The organism is Labrys sp. E2SS-1L (assembly GCF_057073705.1).
Genome location: NZ_CP172712.1, coordinates 4,468,880 through 4,484,664 on the forward strand (window position 1 = coordinate 4,468,880; position 15,785 = coordinate 4,484,664).

General features: G+C 63.2%; 12 protein-coding genes and 1 other RNA gene. 8 read left to right on the forward strand and 5 right to left on the reverse strand.

Annotated elements, in window-relative coordinates; genetic code table 11:
* Positions 1-52: 52 nt before the first annotated feature.
* Complete coding sequence (locus ACIGJE_RS20875; RefSeq protein WP_415081546.1) at positions 53-667, reverse strand: SspB family protein; 615 nt, start codon at positions 665-667, stop codon at positions 53-55.
* Between the two features lie 104 nt (positions 668-771).
* Positions 772-1,122: a transfer-messenger RNA gene (gene ssrA / locus ACIGJE_RS20880) on the reverse strand.
* 195 nt (positions 1,123-1,317) lie between these two features.
* Between ssrA and fumC the strand changes: the two genes are divergently transcribed.
* The 3 genes from fumC to ACIGJE_RS20895 all read left to right on the forward strand — a co-directional run bounded on the left by fumC (position 1,318) and on the right by ACIGJE_RS20895 (position 3,253).
* A complete protein-coding gene (gene fumC, locus ACIGJE_RS20885) occupies positions 1,318-2,727 on the forward strand; it encodes a class II fumarate hydratase (RefSeq protein ID WP_415081544.1) in 1,410 nt (469 codons plus the stop codon).
* Positions 2,728-2,839: 112 nt separating this feature from the next.
* Positions 2,840-3,028 (forward strand): DUF4169 family protein, encoded by a 189-nt coding sequence (locus ACIGJE_RS20890; protein WP_311941598.1) that lies wholly within the window; start codon positions 2,840-2,842, stop codon positions 3,026-3,028.
* Positions 3,029-3,037: 9 nt separating this feature from the next.
* Complete coding sequence (locus ACIGJE_RS20895) at positions 3,038-3,253, forward strand: ribbon-helix-helix domain-containing protein (protein WP_068282176.1); 216 nt, start codon at positions 3,038-3,040, stop codon at positions 3,251-3,253.
* Positions 3,254-3,560: 307 nt separating this feature from the next.
* Here ACIGJE_RS20895 and ACIGJE_RS20900 read toward each other — a convergent pair whose 3' ends face one another.
* Positions 3,561-7,226 carry an AsmA family protein gene (locus ACIGJE_RS20900; RefSeq protein WP_415081541.1) on the reverse strand — a complete coding sequence of 1,222 codons (3,666 nt, stop codon included), beginning with the start codon at positions 7,224-7,226 and terminating at the stop codon, positions 3,561-3,563.
* Between the two features lie 729 nt (positions 7,227-7,955).
* On the opposite strand from ACIGJE_RS20900, the gene ACIGJE_RS20905 reads away from it, so the two are divergent.
* Positions 7,956-8,117, forward strand: coding sequence for a hypothetical protein (locus tag ACIGJE_RS20905; protein WP_156771335.1), 162 nt, complete (start codon positions 7,956-7,958; stop codon positions 8,115-8,117).
* Between the two features lie 222 nt (positions 8,118-8,339).
* Here the strand turns inward: ACIGJE_RS20905 and ACIGJE_RS20910 are convergent, their stop codons facing one another.
* On the reverse strand, positions 8,340-9,752 hold the full coding sequence (locus ACIGJE_RS20910; RefSeq protein WP_311941608.1) for an FAD-binding oxidoreductase: 1,413 nt from the start codon (positions 9,750-9,752) through the stop codon (positions 8,340-8,342).
* Positions 9,753-9,961: 209 nt separating this feature from the next.
* Between ACIGJE_RS20910 and ACIGJE_RS20915 the strand changes: the two genes are divergently transcribed.
* Positions 9,962-10,480, forward strand: coding sequence for a thioesterase family protein (locus tag ACIGJE_RS20915; protein WP_311941611.1), 519 nt, complete (start codon positions 9,962-9,964; stop codon positions 10,478-10,480).
* On the opposite strand, the gene ACIGJE_RS20920 is transcribed toward ACIGJE_RS20915, so the two are convergent.
* Positions 10,467-11,279 carry a DUF817 domain-containing protein gene (locus ACIGJE_RS20920; protein WP_415081538.1) on the reverse strand — a complete coding sequence of 271 codons (813 nt, stop codon included), beginning with the start codon at positions 11,277-11,279 and terminating at the stop codon, positions 10,467-10,469. The two genes, ACIGJE_RS20915 and ACIGJE_RS20920, sit on opposite strands and share 14 nt — an antisense overlap.
* Positions 11,280-11,597: 318 nt before the next feature.
* Here ACIGJE_RS20920 and ACIGJE_RS20925 point away from each other — a divergent pair, with 318 nt between their 5' ends.
* The 3 genes from ACIGJE_RS20925 to ACIGJE_RS20935 all read left to right on the forward strand — a co-directional run bounded on the left by ACIGJE_RS20925 (position 11,598) and on the right by ACIGJE_RS20935 (position 15,732).
* Positions 11,598-12,569 (forward strand): ABC transporter substrate-binding protein, encoded by a 972-nt coding sequence (locus ACIGJE_RS20925; protein ID WP_082979403.1) that lies wholly within the window; start codon positions 11,598-11,600, stop codon positions 12,567-12,569.
* A gap of 110 nt (positions 12,570-12,679) precedes the next feature.
* Positions 12,680-13,756, forward strand: coding sequence for a quaternary amine ABC transporter ATP-binding protein (locus tag ACIGJE_RS20930; RefSeq protein ID WP_415081535.1), 1,077 nt, complete (start codon positions 12,680-12,682; stop codon positions 13,754-13,756).
* The gene (locus tag ACIGJE_RS20935) at positions 13,753-15,732 is read left to right on the forward strand and encodes an ABC transporter permease (RefSeq protein WP_415081533.1); all 1,980 of its coding nucleotides are present in this window, start codon (positions 13,753-13,755) and stop codon (positions 15,730-15,732) included. Before ACIGJE_RS20930 ends, ACIGJE_RS20935 begins: the two co-directional genes overlap by 4 nt.
* Positions 15,733-15,785 lie beyond the last annotated feature (53 nt).

A 15,785-nucleotide genomic window follows, 5' to 3' on the forward strand; every position in this document is an offset into this window, starting at 1 on the left:
CCGCGCAGATCCGCGACGCGCGGCTCACCGGCAAAAATGCGGGAAAGCGCGCCTACTTCTTTTTGCGGAAATGATCGAGGCTGACGATCTTCTCGCTCTCGGCGGGCCGGTCGTCCTCACCGCCCTCATCCGCCGCCACCGGCTCTTCCACAGGCGGACTGGCTTTCTTGCGAGCGGGCTTGGCTGCCATCTCTTTGGCCCCGGCCTCCTTGGTCGGCGCACCCTTGCCGGCTTCGCCCTCGTCGCCACGCGGAACCGCACGGATCGCAGCCGGCGCCGGCGTGGGCGCGGCCTCCTCTTCCGACTCGCCCTCGTCGACTTCGAACTTCACGCCGAAATCGACCGACGGATCAAAGAAGGCCGTCATGGCGGCGAACGGTACGATCAGCCGTTCGGGAGCATTGCCGAAGGACAATCCGACCTCGAAGCCGTAGTCGCTGACGGTAAGGTCCCAGAACTGATGCTGGAGAACGATGGTGATCTCCTCCGGAAACTTTTCCGCCAAGCGCGCCGGAATACTGACGCCGGGGAACTGGGTCTTGAAGGAGATGAAAAAATGATGGTCGCCAGGCAGTCCGACGCGCGCAGCATCGGCCAATACGCGGCGAACCATGCCGCGCAGCGCATCCTGAGTGAGAAGATCATAACGGATATGGTCAATACTCATCGCGCAATTTCTTACCAGGCCAGCTCTTATTAGGTCGGGCCCGCTGGCACGTGCATACGCCTCGCAGACCGCATCTCGGATGGCCTGCAGGCAGACCGGAATGAAGTGGAGGCTTCTGTTGCCAGGTGCCTCCGGACCCCGCCTGCCGGTGCTACCCGTCAGGACTTGATTTCGGTCTAGTTACCGCTTACGCGGCAACCGCAACCGGAGCATAGTTGTCGTTGGCAACTATAAAAAAGGCCCGATATCGGCGGAACCATGCCGAGCGAAAGCACACCCTTTACACCCTCGTCGATCCTGTTTCGCCCCCGCCGCAGCCCGCCCTGACGGGCTCTGGTGGAGGCGCCGGGTACTGCCCCCGGGTCCGATAGGTTTATTTCGATGACCATTTATCGCCATAGCCGGCGCGAGCCGGCAAACTGAATATAAGCTGCCTGTTCGGCAGAAAAAAGAGGCGATTGCGGTTTGACGGAGCTTTCCTCAGGCTTGGCATGCCTTATTTGAGGATGAGGGCATCTTGCCCTGCCTGTGTCATCCATGTCCGGCGCATAATGGCGGCCATAGGTGATCCACGGAAATGCCGAGTATGAGCTGCCATGCGAGCCCCGAATCCGGGCATGAACGCACAGGGCCAGTTGCAGGAGACCATCATGATCGAAGCCACCCCCGCCACCCGCCAGGAAAGCGACTCCTTCGGGCCGATCGACGTGCCGGCCGGACATTATTGGGGGGCCCAGACCCAGCGCTCGCTCGAGAATTTCCGTATCGGCGCCGAAAAGATGCCTCGCCCGCTGATTCACGCCCTCGGACTGATCAAGCTGGCGGCAGCTCGCGCCAACCGCGAGCTCGGTGTGCTTGACCCCGCTCTGGCGGACACCATCGAGCGCGCCGCCCGCGAAGTCGCCGACGGCAGGCTCGACGATGAATTTCCTCTGGTCGTCTGGCAAACCGGCTCGGGCACGCAGAGCAACATGAATGCCAATGAGGTGATCTCCAACCGCGCCATCGAGATGCTCGGCGGCGCCATGGGTTCCAAGAAGCCCGTTCACCCCAACGACCATGTCAATCGCGGCCAGTCTTCGAACGATACCTTCCCCACCGCCATGCACGTGGCTGCAGCCCGCGAGATCCACGACCGCCTGCTGCCGGCACTGCGCCATCTTGCCTCCGCCTTGGAGCACAAGGCCGAGACCTTCAAGGACATCATCAAGATCGGGCGCACCCATTTGCAGGATGCCACCCCGCTCTCGCTCGGCCAGGAGTTCTCGGGCTATGTCACACAGTTGCAGCAAGGCATCCGGCGGGTCGAGGCCGGCCTCGCCGAATTGATGCCGCTGGCGCAGGGCGGCACCGCGGTCGGCACCGGCCTCAACACCCGCGAGGGCTTTGCGGAGCGAATCGCAGCCGAGCTTGCCGCCCTGACCGGCCTGCCCTTCGTCACCGCGCCCAACAAGTTCGAAGCCCTCGCCACCCACGACGCCCTGGTGTCGGCCCATGGTGCGCTCAATACCCTGGCCGTCAGCCTGTTCAAGATCGCCAGCGACATCCGCCTGCTCGGTTCGGGGCCCAGGGCCGGGCTCGGCGAATTGATACTGCCCGAAAACGAGCCGGGCTCCTCCATCATGCCCGGCAAGGTCAACCCGACGCAGTGCGAGGCGATGACCATGGTCTGCACCCGGGTGTTCGGCAATCAGAGTACCGTCACCTTTGCCGGCAGCCAGGGACATCTGGAACTGAACGTATTCAAGCCGGTGATCGCCGACGCCGTGCTGCAATCGGTCCGGTTGCTTGCCGACGCAACCAACAGCTTTACCGATCACTGCGTCAGCGGCATCGAGGCCGACACGTCGCGAATCAGCGATCTCGTAGCGCGTTCCTTGATGCTGGTGACCGCGCTAACACCTGTCATAGGTTATGATAAGGCAGCTTATATTGCCAAGACGGCGCACCGTAACGGTACCACTCTACTTCAGGAAATATTGGCGGCAAAAATAATGGACGAAAGAGCTTTTGAAAGTGCGATGAGCCTTGCACGGATGATCACGCCAGATAAAGAATGACAGGAACGTTGTTTTCTAACCAACGCATATGTCTTACAAGATGCAACCCAATCGAGCCTCAAGTCGATATTGAAGTTGTTCACTTGAGAGAAAGTTCCTTTCCGGTAAGCTGATGGCTGAGATCGTGAATTTGAGGAGAGTACGCAAGGCTCGGGCAAGGGCCGAAGCCGGGCAGGAGGCCGCCCGGAAACGCTCGATCCATGGACTCTCGCGCATCGATAGGGAAAGGCTGCAGGCGGACAAGCAGGAGGCCGAAAGGCACCTCGACAGACACCGCCTGGAGCCCAATAATGTAGAGTGATGGGCTGCCATGAAAAGCAAAGTCGTTAAACGTTCGATCGTCATTGCCGGCCACAAGACGAGCGTATCCCTCGAGGACGCCTTTTGGGAAACGTTGAAGGAACTGGCCGCCAAGCGCGATCTCACGCTCTCGGACGTCGTTGCCGAGATCGATGCCACGCGCGCCCAAGGAAATCTGTCTTCCGCAATCCGGCTCTTCGTCCTGGAGAATGTACGCCGAGGATGAGGCGCGAGATGATTTGACACGGGCGGCAATCATATTCGCCCGATTGCTTGAAAAGCATGCACAGCTACCAAGACCGGCTTGGCCCCTGTCCGCTGTTTGTCGTCGAGTTATAAGGACTGCCTTTACGGCAACGGCCATTTTTCCCTTCAAGCGAGCAGACACGGCCTCCTTCGGACTCAGCCCTGCCACCATGGTTGGTCCAGCCGGCTCATTTCGCGGCCCAGAATTGCCGGCGTTATAATACCACTCGCGGTCTTGAACATTCATTTCAACCAAGAGAGCGGGAAGCCAGGCTTCCAGCCTCGTCTCAGGGACCAACGGGCGGGGACTCGATGGGTGCCTGCGGCAAGGCCGGCCCGGCATTCGGCAGAAGCGGGGCCGGCACCACCGTGGTATGCCCGGGTGTCACCGGCGAGACAGGCAGGTTTTCGAGCGCAGGCAGTTTCACCGGCGGCGCGCCGGGAAGGCCGGACGACGGCGCGAGCGGCACGCCCGCCCCGCCGGTTGCCGGCGCGACCGGCCCCAATTGCAGCGGCGGCAGTGCCTTCCGACGGGCATCCTCGATTGCCTTCTGCATCTTCAGGGCTTCGGCGCGTCGGGCATCTTCCTGCGCCTTCTCCTCGATCCGCCGCTGGGCCTCCAGCGCCTCGAGCTTGCGGGCTTGCTGCTCGACGCCGCGGATGCTGAGCCAGGCGACAAGGCTCGACACGTCGACCTGCTTTTGCGGGGCGTCGATAGTGCCGCGCAATTGCACCGGAATTGTCGGGGCCGGGCCGCCAAAACCATCGGCAGGGTTGGTAGGCGAGAGGGCGATATCCGCCTTCACCGTCAGGTCCGACAGATCCAGCAGGCCGGAAAGGGCAACGCTGCCCTGGGCCGAGGTCGCCCTCGTCGAGGAGAGGCGAAGGACGCCGCCCGCGAGGGAGAGATTGCCATTGATCGCGCCGGTCTGCAGCGGCGCCTCGTCGAGACTGCGTTCGAAGGCTTCCCGGACGTGACTGGCATCGCCGGAAAGCCCGCCATCCACCGCCGCCACCGTTTGGTCGAAGGCCTTTTCCGAAAGCCCGGCCAGCGATGCCTCGGCGAGTTCGGCAGTTCCGCCACCGGTGAGGGAGGACATCACGGCATCGGGCGAACGGCCATTGCCCTGGAATTCCATCCCCATGGCCAACTCGCCCGAGAGCTGATGTCCTTGCAGCGCCACCCTGCGCAGCGAGAAACGCCCGCTCGCCGCGGTATCGAGGGCGGCATGCGAAAGCTGGAGGGCACCGCTGACGTCGCCACCGGCGAGTTTCGCCGCAAAATCGTCCACGGCGACCTTGCCGGCGCCGAAATTCAGCACCGCACGCGCATCGTCGAGCTCCGGCAAGCGCCGCGACAGGCGCAACGTCTTGGCCGAGATGGCGAGCCGACCGGCCAGGGCATCGAAGGTTCCCGGGCCGAAGGTCTCATCGGAAAAGGCATTGCCATTGGTATTTCCGGCGCTCAGATCCGCTCCTGAGAACAGCGAGCCGAGCAATTGGCCGTCGGCCTTGAGAAAATTCAGCCGCCCGTCGAGGCGTGCCGGCCTGCCGGCACTGACGGTGAGCGCACCACTGACCGGCATGCCGAGCACGGTCCCCGTCAGGTCGTCGAAGACGTAGCGTCCTGCCCTGGCACGAAAGCCGGAATCCAGCGTGGCGCCCTGAGACGGGACCACGCCGGGAAGCGGCAGACCCAGGAGCTGGGCGGGTACCAGCGCATCGTCGGTGCTGGCCGTCAAACGTCCGTCAAAGGCTGGTGCCTCGAATGAGCCGGTCATCTTGCCGGTACCGGAAAGCTGCAGCCCCGCTCCACCGAAACTGCCGTTCCAACGCATCGCGCCATTGAGCGGGCCCGACAAAGCCATTTCCAGCGAGGCGCGCCCGGGCACGGAACCCGCCCTGTAATCGAACCCGGCCTGGCGCATCAGCGTGGCCACGTCGAGGCTGTCGGCCTTCACCCTGATATCGGCACTCTCCCCTGTCCCCTTGCCTGCGAATTGCGTGTCGAGTTGCAGGACGCTGCCACCGAACTTGCCGTCGACCGAGTAACGCCGCGCCGCGCCGAAGGCGACGGAAAGGCTGGCATTGGCCGGCGAGAGCGCTGCCGCGCGGGCCGCAAAGGCGTCGACCCAGAAAGCCGGCAGCGTGCTGCGCTTGAGCGCTGTCGCCAGCCCTGAAAGGTCCTTGCCGTTCAGCACGATGCGGATTTCGCCCTGGGGCTCGGCGCCGATATTGTCGATACGGCCATTGGCCGTGAGATTGGCACCGCCGAGGTCGCTGACGACCACGTCCTCCAAGGCGATCAGCTTGCCGCCGGCCTTGATATGCCCGCTGACCGACTTGGCCTCGATTCCGGACAGGGCCAAAGCCTCGGCCTTCAAGCGGACATCGGCTTCACTGAACAGATCGCTGCTGCCAGGCAGAAGAGCGGCCACCGATGGCAGCACGTCGAGATCGATGCGTTGCGCGGCGAGATTGGCTTCGACCCGTCCGGCGGAACGGCCCTGCGCCAAGCGGTTCCAGGCCAGCCTGCCCCTGACCGCGGCATCGTCGATGGCAAGGGTCAGCTGCGAAAAATCGACCTTGTCGGCGTCGGCTTCGAGAGCAGCCTTCAGGGACAATTTGCGGGCAGCATCCGGCCGTCCCAGGACGGGTTGGCCCTGCAGCCAGCCGATCAGGCCGGTGGCCCGATCCGATTTGAGGTCGAGATTGCCCTTGAAACCGCCGCCTTCGTCATTGACGTCACCGGCCAGCAAGAGATGGCTGTTGCCCGGCAGGTCCGCCTCGAGGCGATCAACCTGCAGTTTCCCGTCGGCCACCCGGATGCTCGCCCGGGCATTCTGGGTCAACTCGCCGCCCAGCATGAGGCCGTCGGCGGCCAGATCGATCTGAGCGTTGGTGGCCGCACCCGCCAGCACGGGCACGACCCTGGCAAGCCTGGCCAGCACTGCAGCCGGTGGTTGGCGCTTGTCGGGGCCGATACCGACGAAACGATCGAGCTCGAGCTGCTTGCCGACGAGGTTCGCCTCCAGCACCGGCGTGGTGCCGAAAGCCAGGTTCACGCTTCCGGTGAGCTTGAGGGCACGCTCGTCCGGCCCCAGTTGGATCGCCACCTTGTCGGAGACCACCCCTGCCGGCGTCGCCGTCACCGGCCCCGACATGCTCCAGGCCTGTTGCTCGCTGGCTCCCTGATCATCGGCGCTTCCCTCCCCCGCTGCCTTCGCGGCGAAAGTTGGACGCAGCAGCGTTGCCGCGCCCACGAATGTCGGCTTCCCCCCTTGAAGCTTGACCTGGCCGTCGAGATCGAGCGTTACCGGCTTGTCCGCCGGCACCGCCGTGACACGCAGATTGAGGCTGCCCTTCTCGGCGACGCCCGTGGCGATCTTCACCGTATGCGGCACGCCGGCGATCTTGATCCCGCCCTCGGCCTTGTAGGGACCGAGCACCGAGCCGGATTCACCGACCAGATTGATGCCGGTGAGACTGATGTCCTGGCCGTCGACCTTGTTCACATAATGAAGCGAGCCACCGCTGACCTCGAAGCTCTCGACCGCCGCCCCGAGAGACACCGGATATTTCGAGAGAGGGGCGATCGTGCCCTCGTCATCGGCCGTCACCGACAAGGCCGGATCACGTACCACGACATTGGAAAGATCGACGTCGCCACGCAACAGGCCGCCGAGACTGACGTCTCCGTCGATGCGGGCAACGTTCAACCTGGTGGTGCCATAGGGGTCGCCGATGCTGACATCGGACAAGGAGAGCCAAGGCTGAGGCAGGAGGCGCGCTTCGATCGGGCCGCGAATGATGACGGGCGTGCCGAAATGCTGCGTGAGGCGGTCACCAATGTCCTCGCGCCAAGCGTTCCAGTCGACGTAGAGGGGCGCGGTGAACACGGCCGCAAACGCCACGATCAACAAAAAACCGATAACGGTGAGCGCCTCGCGCACGCCGCACGTCCTTTCCAAAGCCTTTTGCGATCCATTCCTGTCGTCACGAATCGCAAAAACGCGTCCAAACAAAGCATTGGAGCAAAATGCGTTCTGTCGGAACGCGCTTTGCTCCCGAGCCGGAAAACCTTCCATTCCGACCAATCGCGGCGTGGTGAATCCGGTTTCGAAGCTCCTCCCCTACCAGCTCCGACCATACGCGAAAACCAAGGCGAGACGAAACCGGGAACAGGGAGAAACTGTGGTCCCGGGTCACCGCACAAGGCAGCGAACGGGTAGCCTTTGAGGCCGAAATCGCGCGCAAAAATCTCAGTATGAACAGATTCGGCGGCAATTGTCTTACGAACGACCCTGCATATTCACATTTTCACCAATTCTTTAGATTTCATTAAGACCCGTACAAAATTTGTGCTATGACATCCTCCGCCGGGATAAATGCTAAAGCATGAGCCGGCTGTGCTGTGCCTGGATGCTCCACACAAAAGAATGAGCGGCGGGCAAAAAGGGCGGTCGAATTCCTGGCCGTTCGTCACAACAGCGTCGCGTCAATAGAGGAACGGTATCTCTCGCTTTCAGTGAGGTGGGTACACAATGTTACGCTTGATCAGCTCCGTCGGAGTCGTATTGGCGTTAGGTGTCTTCGGCGCAGGCTTTTATACGGTTGGGACTAGCACGGGGCAGTCTCCGTTGGCCCGTAGCGAGCCGACAAGCCGTGTAGCAGCCGCAAACATGCTGGTATTTCTTTCGGTGGACAAGCAAACACAACAGGCTGGCTATCTCGATGGTCGGCCCGTCCCTTCCGGTTTGACGATGCCGATCATCGTCCGTGTCAAACCCAAGGACGCTACTGAAGGAAAGGCCGCTGGTCAGCCGGTGGTGGTGACGCCATAGGAGAGGACAGGTTCCACGGCTGGGAGGGACCGGGCCGGAATTGTCCTTGAACAACCAGAGCTGGGCCTGGCCGCAGGCAAGGCTCGACAGGCATCCGGGACGGGTGCCCAAGATGAATGAAGACGACAGGCGGATGTTTCCAGGGGAAGCATCCGCCTGTCGCTTTTTGCAGTGGCCCGGAAAGCCGCTACGTCGAACGGGGATCCGCCTCGGCTTGCCCGCTCAATCGGGAAAGATCTTGCCTGGATTCATGATGCCTGCCGGATCGAGGGCCTGCTTGATCGCCCGCATCGCCGCCAGGGCCGGAGCCCCATGTTCGGCTTTGAGATATTTGCGCTTGCCCTGCCCCACGCCATGCTCGCCCGTGCAGGTGCCTTCCATGGCCAGCGCCCGCTCCACCAGCCGTTCTAGAAAGCCCTCGCAGGCGGCAACCTCGTGGGGATCGCTCATGTCGATCATCGGCTGCACATGGAAATTGCCGTCGCCGACATGGCCGACGATCGGGGCGATCAGGCCGGTGGCATCGATATCCCGGCGTGTTTCGGCGACGCATTCGGCCAGACGCGACAGCGGCACGCAAACATCGGTGGCGACGATCTCGGCCCCCTGCCACATGGACTTGACCGCCCAATAGGCATTGTGGCGCGCCGCCCATAGCCTGGTGCGCTCCTCGGGCTTGGTGGCCCAGGTGAAGGGACCGCCGCCGAATTCGGCGGCGATTTCGCCGAAGCGTTCGGCCTGCTCGGCCACGCCGGCATCGCTGCCGTGAAATTCCAGGAACAGCATCGGGGTCTCCGGCAGGCCGAGACCGGAATAGGCATTGGCTGCCTTCACCATCAACGTGTCGAGCAATTCGATGCGCGCCACGGCAAGCCCGGACTGGATGGTGGCGATCACCGCATCGCAGGCGGCCTTCTCGCTGCCGAAGGGGCAGATACCCGCACTGATGGCCTCGGGAATGCCGTGCAGGCGCAGGGTCACTTCGGTGATGAGGCCGAGCGTTCCCTCCGAACCGACGAGCAAGCGGGTGAGATCATAGCCGGCCGAGCTCTTCTTGGCACGGCTCGCCGTCGAGATGATCTCGCCATTGGCCAGCACCGCCCGCAGCGAAAGGACGTTGTCCTTCATGGTGCCGTAGCGCACGGCATTGGTGCCCGAAGCGCGCGTCGCCGCCATGCCCCCCAGCGACGCGTCTGCGCCGGGATCGATGGGGAAGAACAATCCTTGGTCGCGCAGATAGTCGTTGAGCTGCTTGCGCGTGACCCCCGGCTGCACCACGGCATCGAGGTCCTCGGCATGCACGGCCACGATGGCGTTCATGCGGCTGGTGTCGACGGAAATGCCGCCTTCCGGCGCATTGACATGCCCCTCCAGGCCAGTCCCGGTGCCATAGGGAATGATGGGCACGCCATGGAGGGCGCACAGCCGGACGATGTCGGCCACTTCGCTCTCATTGTCCGGAAAGACCACGGCATCCGGCGCCTGGGCGGGCAGCCAGGTCAGCGTGCTCGCATGCTGATCGCGCAGGGCCTGGCCTGCAGAAAAGCGCGGACCGAATTGCCCGGCAAGGGCATCGCGGACGGCGGACAGATCTTCGGGCTGGTAGCGCCGGGAATTTGCGCCGGGATTGACCATAATATGTTACTTTGTCTTGAGGTATGAGCCATTTGGCATACACTGACTTGAAAGGCCTGCGCCAGAGGGTATCGCGATCGTGATCGATCGGCCCCCGTTCGGTGCGGACAGTTCTGAAACGAACTGAATATCCGAGCCTGCCCAACAGGTTCGGATATTCAGTTTGAAGTGGGTGAGAGGGCAGAAGACTTTGTGGCGTGGGGGCGGAGATGTTTGACACCAGCAAATTGCCGGCATTGTTCTTCGCGCCGTTCGTATCCTCGCAGATGCGCATCGAACCGCATTGGATCGACTATAACGGCCATCTGAACATGGCCTATTATCACGTGCTGTTCGACAACGCCCTTGGCGAGGCGCTGTCGCTCGTCGGTCTGGGCGAGGATTACATCCGCGAGCGCGGCATGTCGTTCTTCACAGGCGAAGTGCATGTCATCTACAAGCGTGAACTTCACCTCGACGATCCCGTGCGGGTGCGCCTGCAACTGGTCGGCTATGACGAAAAGCGCCTGCACATCTATGAGGAACTCTGCCACGCCACCGAAGGCTGGGTGTCGGCGACTTGTGAGCTGATTTCCCTCAACATCGACATGGCGACCCGGCGGGTGGCCCCGTTCCCCTGCGACATCATCGACAATCTTGCCGAGATGCGCACCTCGCACGGCTATCTGCCTACCCCCGAAATCGTCGGCCGGGCCATACGCACCCCGGCGCCGCTCAGCCGGCAATAGGCGCCGGTCGGCGGGAAGCACGTTTCAGCAACACCGGCCGGTGCACCAGCGACACCAGCACGAAGCTGACGATCATCAACAGATACCAGGCGCCGAGCTTGCCGAGCGAAACCAGGGCGAAACCGTGACGCTGGTTGGGGTAGATCCAGACCTGGCCGAAACTGCCGATGTTCTCGGCGATCCAGATGAAGAAGGCGACCAGGAGGAAGCCGAGCAGCAGCGGCATGGAGCGTGGCTCCCGGTCGACCGTGAAGTAGATCCGCGTACGCCAGAACAGGATGGCAATGGCTGCGAACAGGCCGAGGCGAATATCCGGCAGGAAATGGTGGGTGAAGAAATTCACATAGATCAGTGCTGCCAGCAGGATCGTCCAGCGCATGCGGGGATAGGAACTGTAGCGGAAGTCGAACAAGCGGGCCGCGCGGGCGATGTAGCTGCCGACGGCCGAATACATGAAGCCCGAGAACAGGGGCACTTCGCCGATCCTGAGCAGGCTCGGCTCGGGATAGGCCCAGGAACCGGCCTGGGTCTTGTAGATCTCCATGATGGTACCGACGACATGGAAGACCGCGATCACGGCGGCCTCTTCCCAGGTCTCGAGCTTGAGCGCGAGCAGCAGGCCTTGGATGCCCAGCGCTGCAAAGCAGAGGAAGTCGTAGCGGCCGAGCCAGGCCCCCTCCGGATAGTAGAAGCGCGTTACCAGGATCAGGGCGAGGAAGGAACCGCCGAACAGGCAGGCCCAGGCCTGCTTGAGGCCGAACAACCAGAATTCGCGAAGGAAGAGCCTGAACATTGCCATGCCCAATCCTCGCAGGCGCATTTGCAGCCTCGATGCAGGCGCATTGGTCCCACCGTGAAATCCCGGTGCAGGATCGGGCGACACTACGCAAGAACTCGGCATGAAGCGGGCGCCGCCTTTTCGAGCAAAGCGCCCAAAGAAGTATCAGTAACGTCCTGAAATATAGCCAATATTCTTGGTACGAAAATAACTTGCCCAAGAGCGATCTCTGGGCCACACTTTCACGATCGGCAGTGGCGACAGACCCAGGGCGACAGACTCGCCCACAAGAGGCACAAGCGCCGGCCGGCCATTCAGAGAGACGGAAGGGTGCCAATCATGGACTGCCTGAAAGTATTTCAACGCAGCGGCTTTGCGGCCGCGGCGCTCGCTTTGCTCGTGGGGATTTCGCCGGCCTCGGCGGCGTCGCCGGAATCCTCTGATCCCATCAAGATTGCCTTGTTCGACTGGACCAGCGTCAATCTCAACGCCAAGATCCTGGGCGGCATCCTCGAAAAGCTCGGATACACCGTCGAATATCCGACTGCCGACTATCTCTCCAGCCTGACAACCGGCCTCACCAATGGCGATCTCACCCTCGGCGTCGAATTCTGGGACACCACCGCCGGCGAGGCCATGAAGGCTTCCGATGCCACCAAGCAGACCGAACGCCTGGGCAAGCTCGGCCCCAAGGCCAAGGAGGAGTGGTGGTACCCGATCTACATGAAGGAGAAATGCCCCGGCCTGCCCGATTGGAAGGCCCTGCTGGACCCGAAATGCGCCGAAGCCTTCTCCACGCCCGATACCGCGCCCAAGGGCCGCTATCTCGGCGGGCCCGTGACCTGGGAAGGCTTCGATGACGAACGCGTGGCAGCGCTGAAGCTGCCCTTCACGGTCATTCATGCCGGCACTGATGGCGCCATGTTCGCCGAACTCGATTCCGCCTATCAGCGCAAGGCGCCGATCATGCTGTGGATCTATTCGCCCCATTGGGCCACGGCGAAATATCAGGGCGAGTGGGTGCAATTCCCCGAATATGAGCCGGCCTGCTATACCGATCCGAAATGGGGCACCAACCCCGATGCCAAATATGATTGCGGCAAGCCGCATGGCGAGATCTGGAAATATGCCTGGTCCGGCATGAAGGACAAATGGCCCGTGGCCTACAAGGTCGCCAAGGCCTACACGATCGAAACCGACGAGCTCAACAAGCTGAGCGGCCAGGTCGATCTGGAAGGCAAGAGCCTGGACGAGGTCGCGGCCAAGTGGGTCACCGATCACGAAGCGACCTGGAAAGCCTGGGCGCAGTGAATCGCGATGGCAGGGGGTGACCAACCTGCCCTGCTCCCTGGCTGACGCCGTCGTTGCGGGCGGATCCGAAAATCCGTCCGTCGGCTACCCGATGCATTCAAGAGGCACCGATGCAAGGCGCGATCGCTTCGCCGGGCTCGGACGCCACCATGCGAGCCGTGAAGCTCGCCTGCCGTGACGTCTGGAAGGTCTTCGGCCCCAATGCTGCCCGCGAGCTGGCCCGGCATGGCCAGCGACCGACGGATGAGGACCTTGCCAAGGCGAGCCTGATCGCCGCCGTGCGCGAGGCCAGCCTGACTGTGCATGAGGGTGAGATCTTCATCATCATGGGGCTGTCCGGTTCGGGCAAATCCACGCTGCTGCGCTGCCTGGCCCGGTTGATCGAACCGACCGCCGGCACGGTCGAGTTCGACGGCATGGATCTGCTCAAGGCCAGCGAAGCGGAGATGATCGAGCTTCGCCGGCACAAGATGGGCATGGTGTTCCAGAACTTCGCCCTGCTGCCGCATCTGAGCGTGATCGAGAACGTCGCCTTCCCGCTGGCGGTCCAGGGTGTCGCCCAGGCCGAGCGGCTGAAACGGGCCCAGGACATGGTGGACCTCGTCGGCCTGCGCGGCCGCGAGGGCTTCTATCCGCGCGAGCTTTCGGGCGGCCAGCAGCAGCGTGTCGGCATCGCGCGCAGCCTCGCCACCAAGCCCGAACTCTGGTTCCTCGACGAACCTTTCTCCGCGCTCGATCCGCTGATCCGCCGGGAGATGCAGGACGAGCTCGTCCGGCTGCAGAAGGTACTGCACAAGACCATCGTCTTCATCACGCATGACTTCGACGAGGCGATCCGCCTTGCCGATCGCGTTGCCATCATGAAAGACGGTGCCATCATCCAGACCGGTACGCCCGAGGAACTCGTTACGCGGCCAGCGACCGATTACGTTGCCGAATTTACCCGTGACGTCCAGCGGGCCAAGGTGGTCTCGGCCCATGGCCTCATGCGCCCTCCCCAGCCAGGCTCCGCCTATGCCGGCAATCTCGCTCCGACGGACAAGGTTTCCTCTTTTGCCGCCGACGTCATCGGCGCCGCCGCGCCCTTTGCGGTCCGTGATCTCACCGGCACTCTACTCGGCGAGGTCTCGCCCAATGCCGTGCTCGACATCCTGACCGGCAGCGATCAGCGCAGGACCGCCGCTTGAGCAAGCCAGCCCCCCTTTCCCTTGCTCAACCGCAGGCACCGCATGGCGGCCGGGTAACGGCCTGGGCGGCGATTTGGAGCCTCGCCTTCCTGCTCGCCGTCACGCTCTACCTCTTGAGATCGAATACGGGTTGGCTGTCTGCTTGGCCCGACGACTGGATCGTGCCCTTCGCGAGCTGGATGTCGGCCCTCATGGCCTGGATGAAAACCAATCTGAGCTGGCTGACGCGAGCAATCGCCTCCGTTCTCGACCTTCCGCTCCAGATCGCTTTCGGATTGCTGGCCAAGCCTTTGAAACTGTGGGGCATCCCGTTGCCGACGCTATCCTGGCTCGGCGTGATTTCGGCGGCGATCATTGCTGGCCACGCAGCGGGTGGCCTGCGGCTCGCAGCACTGATGGCAGCCTGCTTTGGGTATATCGCGCTCTTCGGCCAGTGGCAGGGGGCCATGCTCACCCTCGCTTTGATCCTGATCTCGGTGCCGCTTTGCGTGCTGACAGGCCTGCTGCTCGGCGTCGCCGCCTGGCGCTTTCCGAAGCTCGAACGGCTGGCGGTCACGCCGGCGCTCGACCTGATGCAAACGATCCCGACCTTCGCCTATCTCATCCCCATGCTGATCCTGTTCGGCAACAGCCCGGTCTCGGCGATGATCGCCACCTCGATCTTCGCCACGCCGCCGATGGTGCGGGCCACCATGGTGGCGCTGTCGCGTATTCCCTCCGAGATCGCCGATTTTGCCGTGATGGCGGGCTGCACGCCGCGCCAGAAGCTCTGGCGCGTGCTGATCCCCACCGCGCGTCCCCTGCTGATGGTCGGCGTGAACCAGGTGATCATGCTGGCGCTCAACATGGTGATCATCTCCTCGATGATCGGCGCGGGCGGGCTCGGCTATGACGTGCTGCTCGCCCTCCGGGCCCTCAAGATCGGCCAGGGCATGGAGGCGGGTTTCGCCATCGTGGTGCTCGCCATCGCGCTCGACCGTCTCTCGCAGGCCTTCGCTTATCGTGGCGGCCGGCCCGTGCATCACGAGGGTGTCGGGCTTGTCGCCCGCCATCCCCATCTTGTCCTGGCCCTGGCCTTGCTGGCTGCGACCACGCTGGCCAGCCTCGTCCTGCCGGCTCTCGCCAAGATCCCGGCGGGCTGGACCCTGTCGACCGCGCCCTGGTGGAAGGCCGGCGTCGACTGGATCACCGTGCATTTCTTCGACCTGATCGAAACCCTGCGCGTCGGGCTGCTGGTCTATGTGCTCAATCCTATCAGGGCCTTCTGCGAAGCCATTCCCTGGTTCGCCGCCCTGGTGCTGCTGGTGCTGGCCGGATACCGCCTGGCAGGCTGGCGCCTTGCCCTCCTCGTCGGCCTGCTCGTGCTGTTCTGCGCCTCGTCCGGGCTGTGGCAGAAGACGATGTCGACCGTCTATCTCTGTGGCGTCTCGGCCGTCCTCGCCATGCTGATCGGCATGCCGATCGGCGTCTGGGCTTCGCGCAGCGATCGGGTGTTCCGCATCATCGAGCCTGTCGTCGACACCCTGCAGACCCTGCCGTCCTTCTGCTTCATCATCCCGATCGTCATGCTGTTCCGGGTCGGCGACGTCACCGCCCTGATCGCAACGGTCTCCTTCGCCATCGTACCGGCCATCCGCTACACCAATCACGGCCTGCGCCAGGTACCGCCGACCCTGATCGAGGCAGCCAAGACGGCCGGCTGCACGCGCTGGCAGACCTTCCGCCTGGTGCAATGGCCGATGGCGCTGCCGGAAATCATGCTCGGCATCAACCAGACCATCCTGCTCTCGCTGAGCATGATCATCATCTGCGCGATGATCGGCACGCGCGATCTCGGCCAGGAGGTCTTCATCGCCCTCGCCAAGGCGGATGCCGGCCGCGGCATCGTCGCCGGCCTCGCCATCGCCTTCATCGGCATCATCGCCGACCGCCTGATCGGCGGCGCCAGCGCCAAGGCACGCCAGCGTTTGGGGTGATTGGTTCGAATTCGTACCTTCTCGCTGAGGGGCAGCACGCCCCCGGTGGCAAT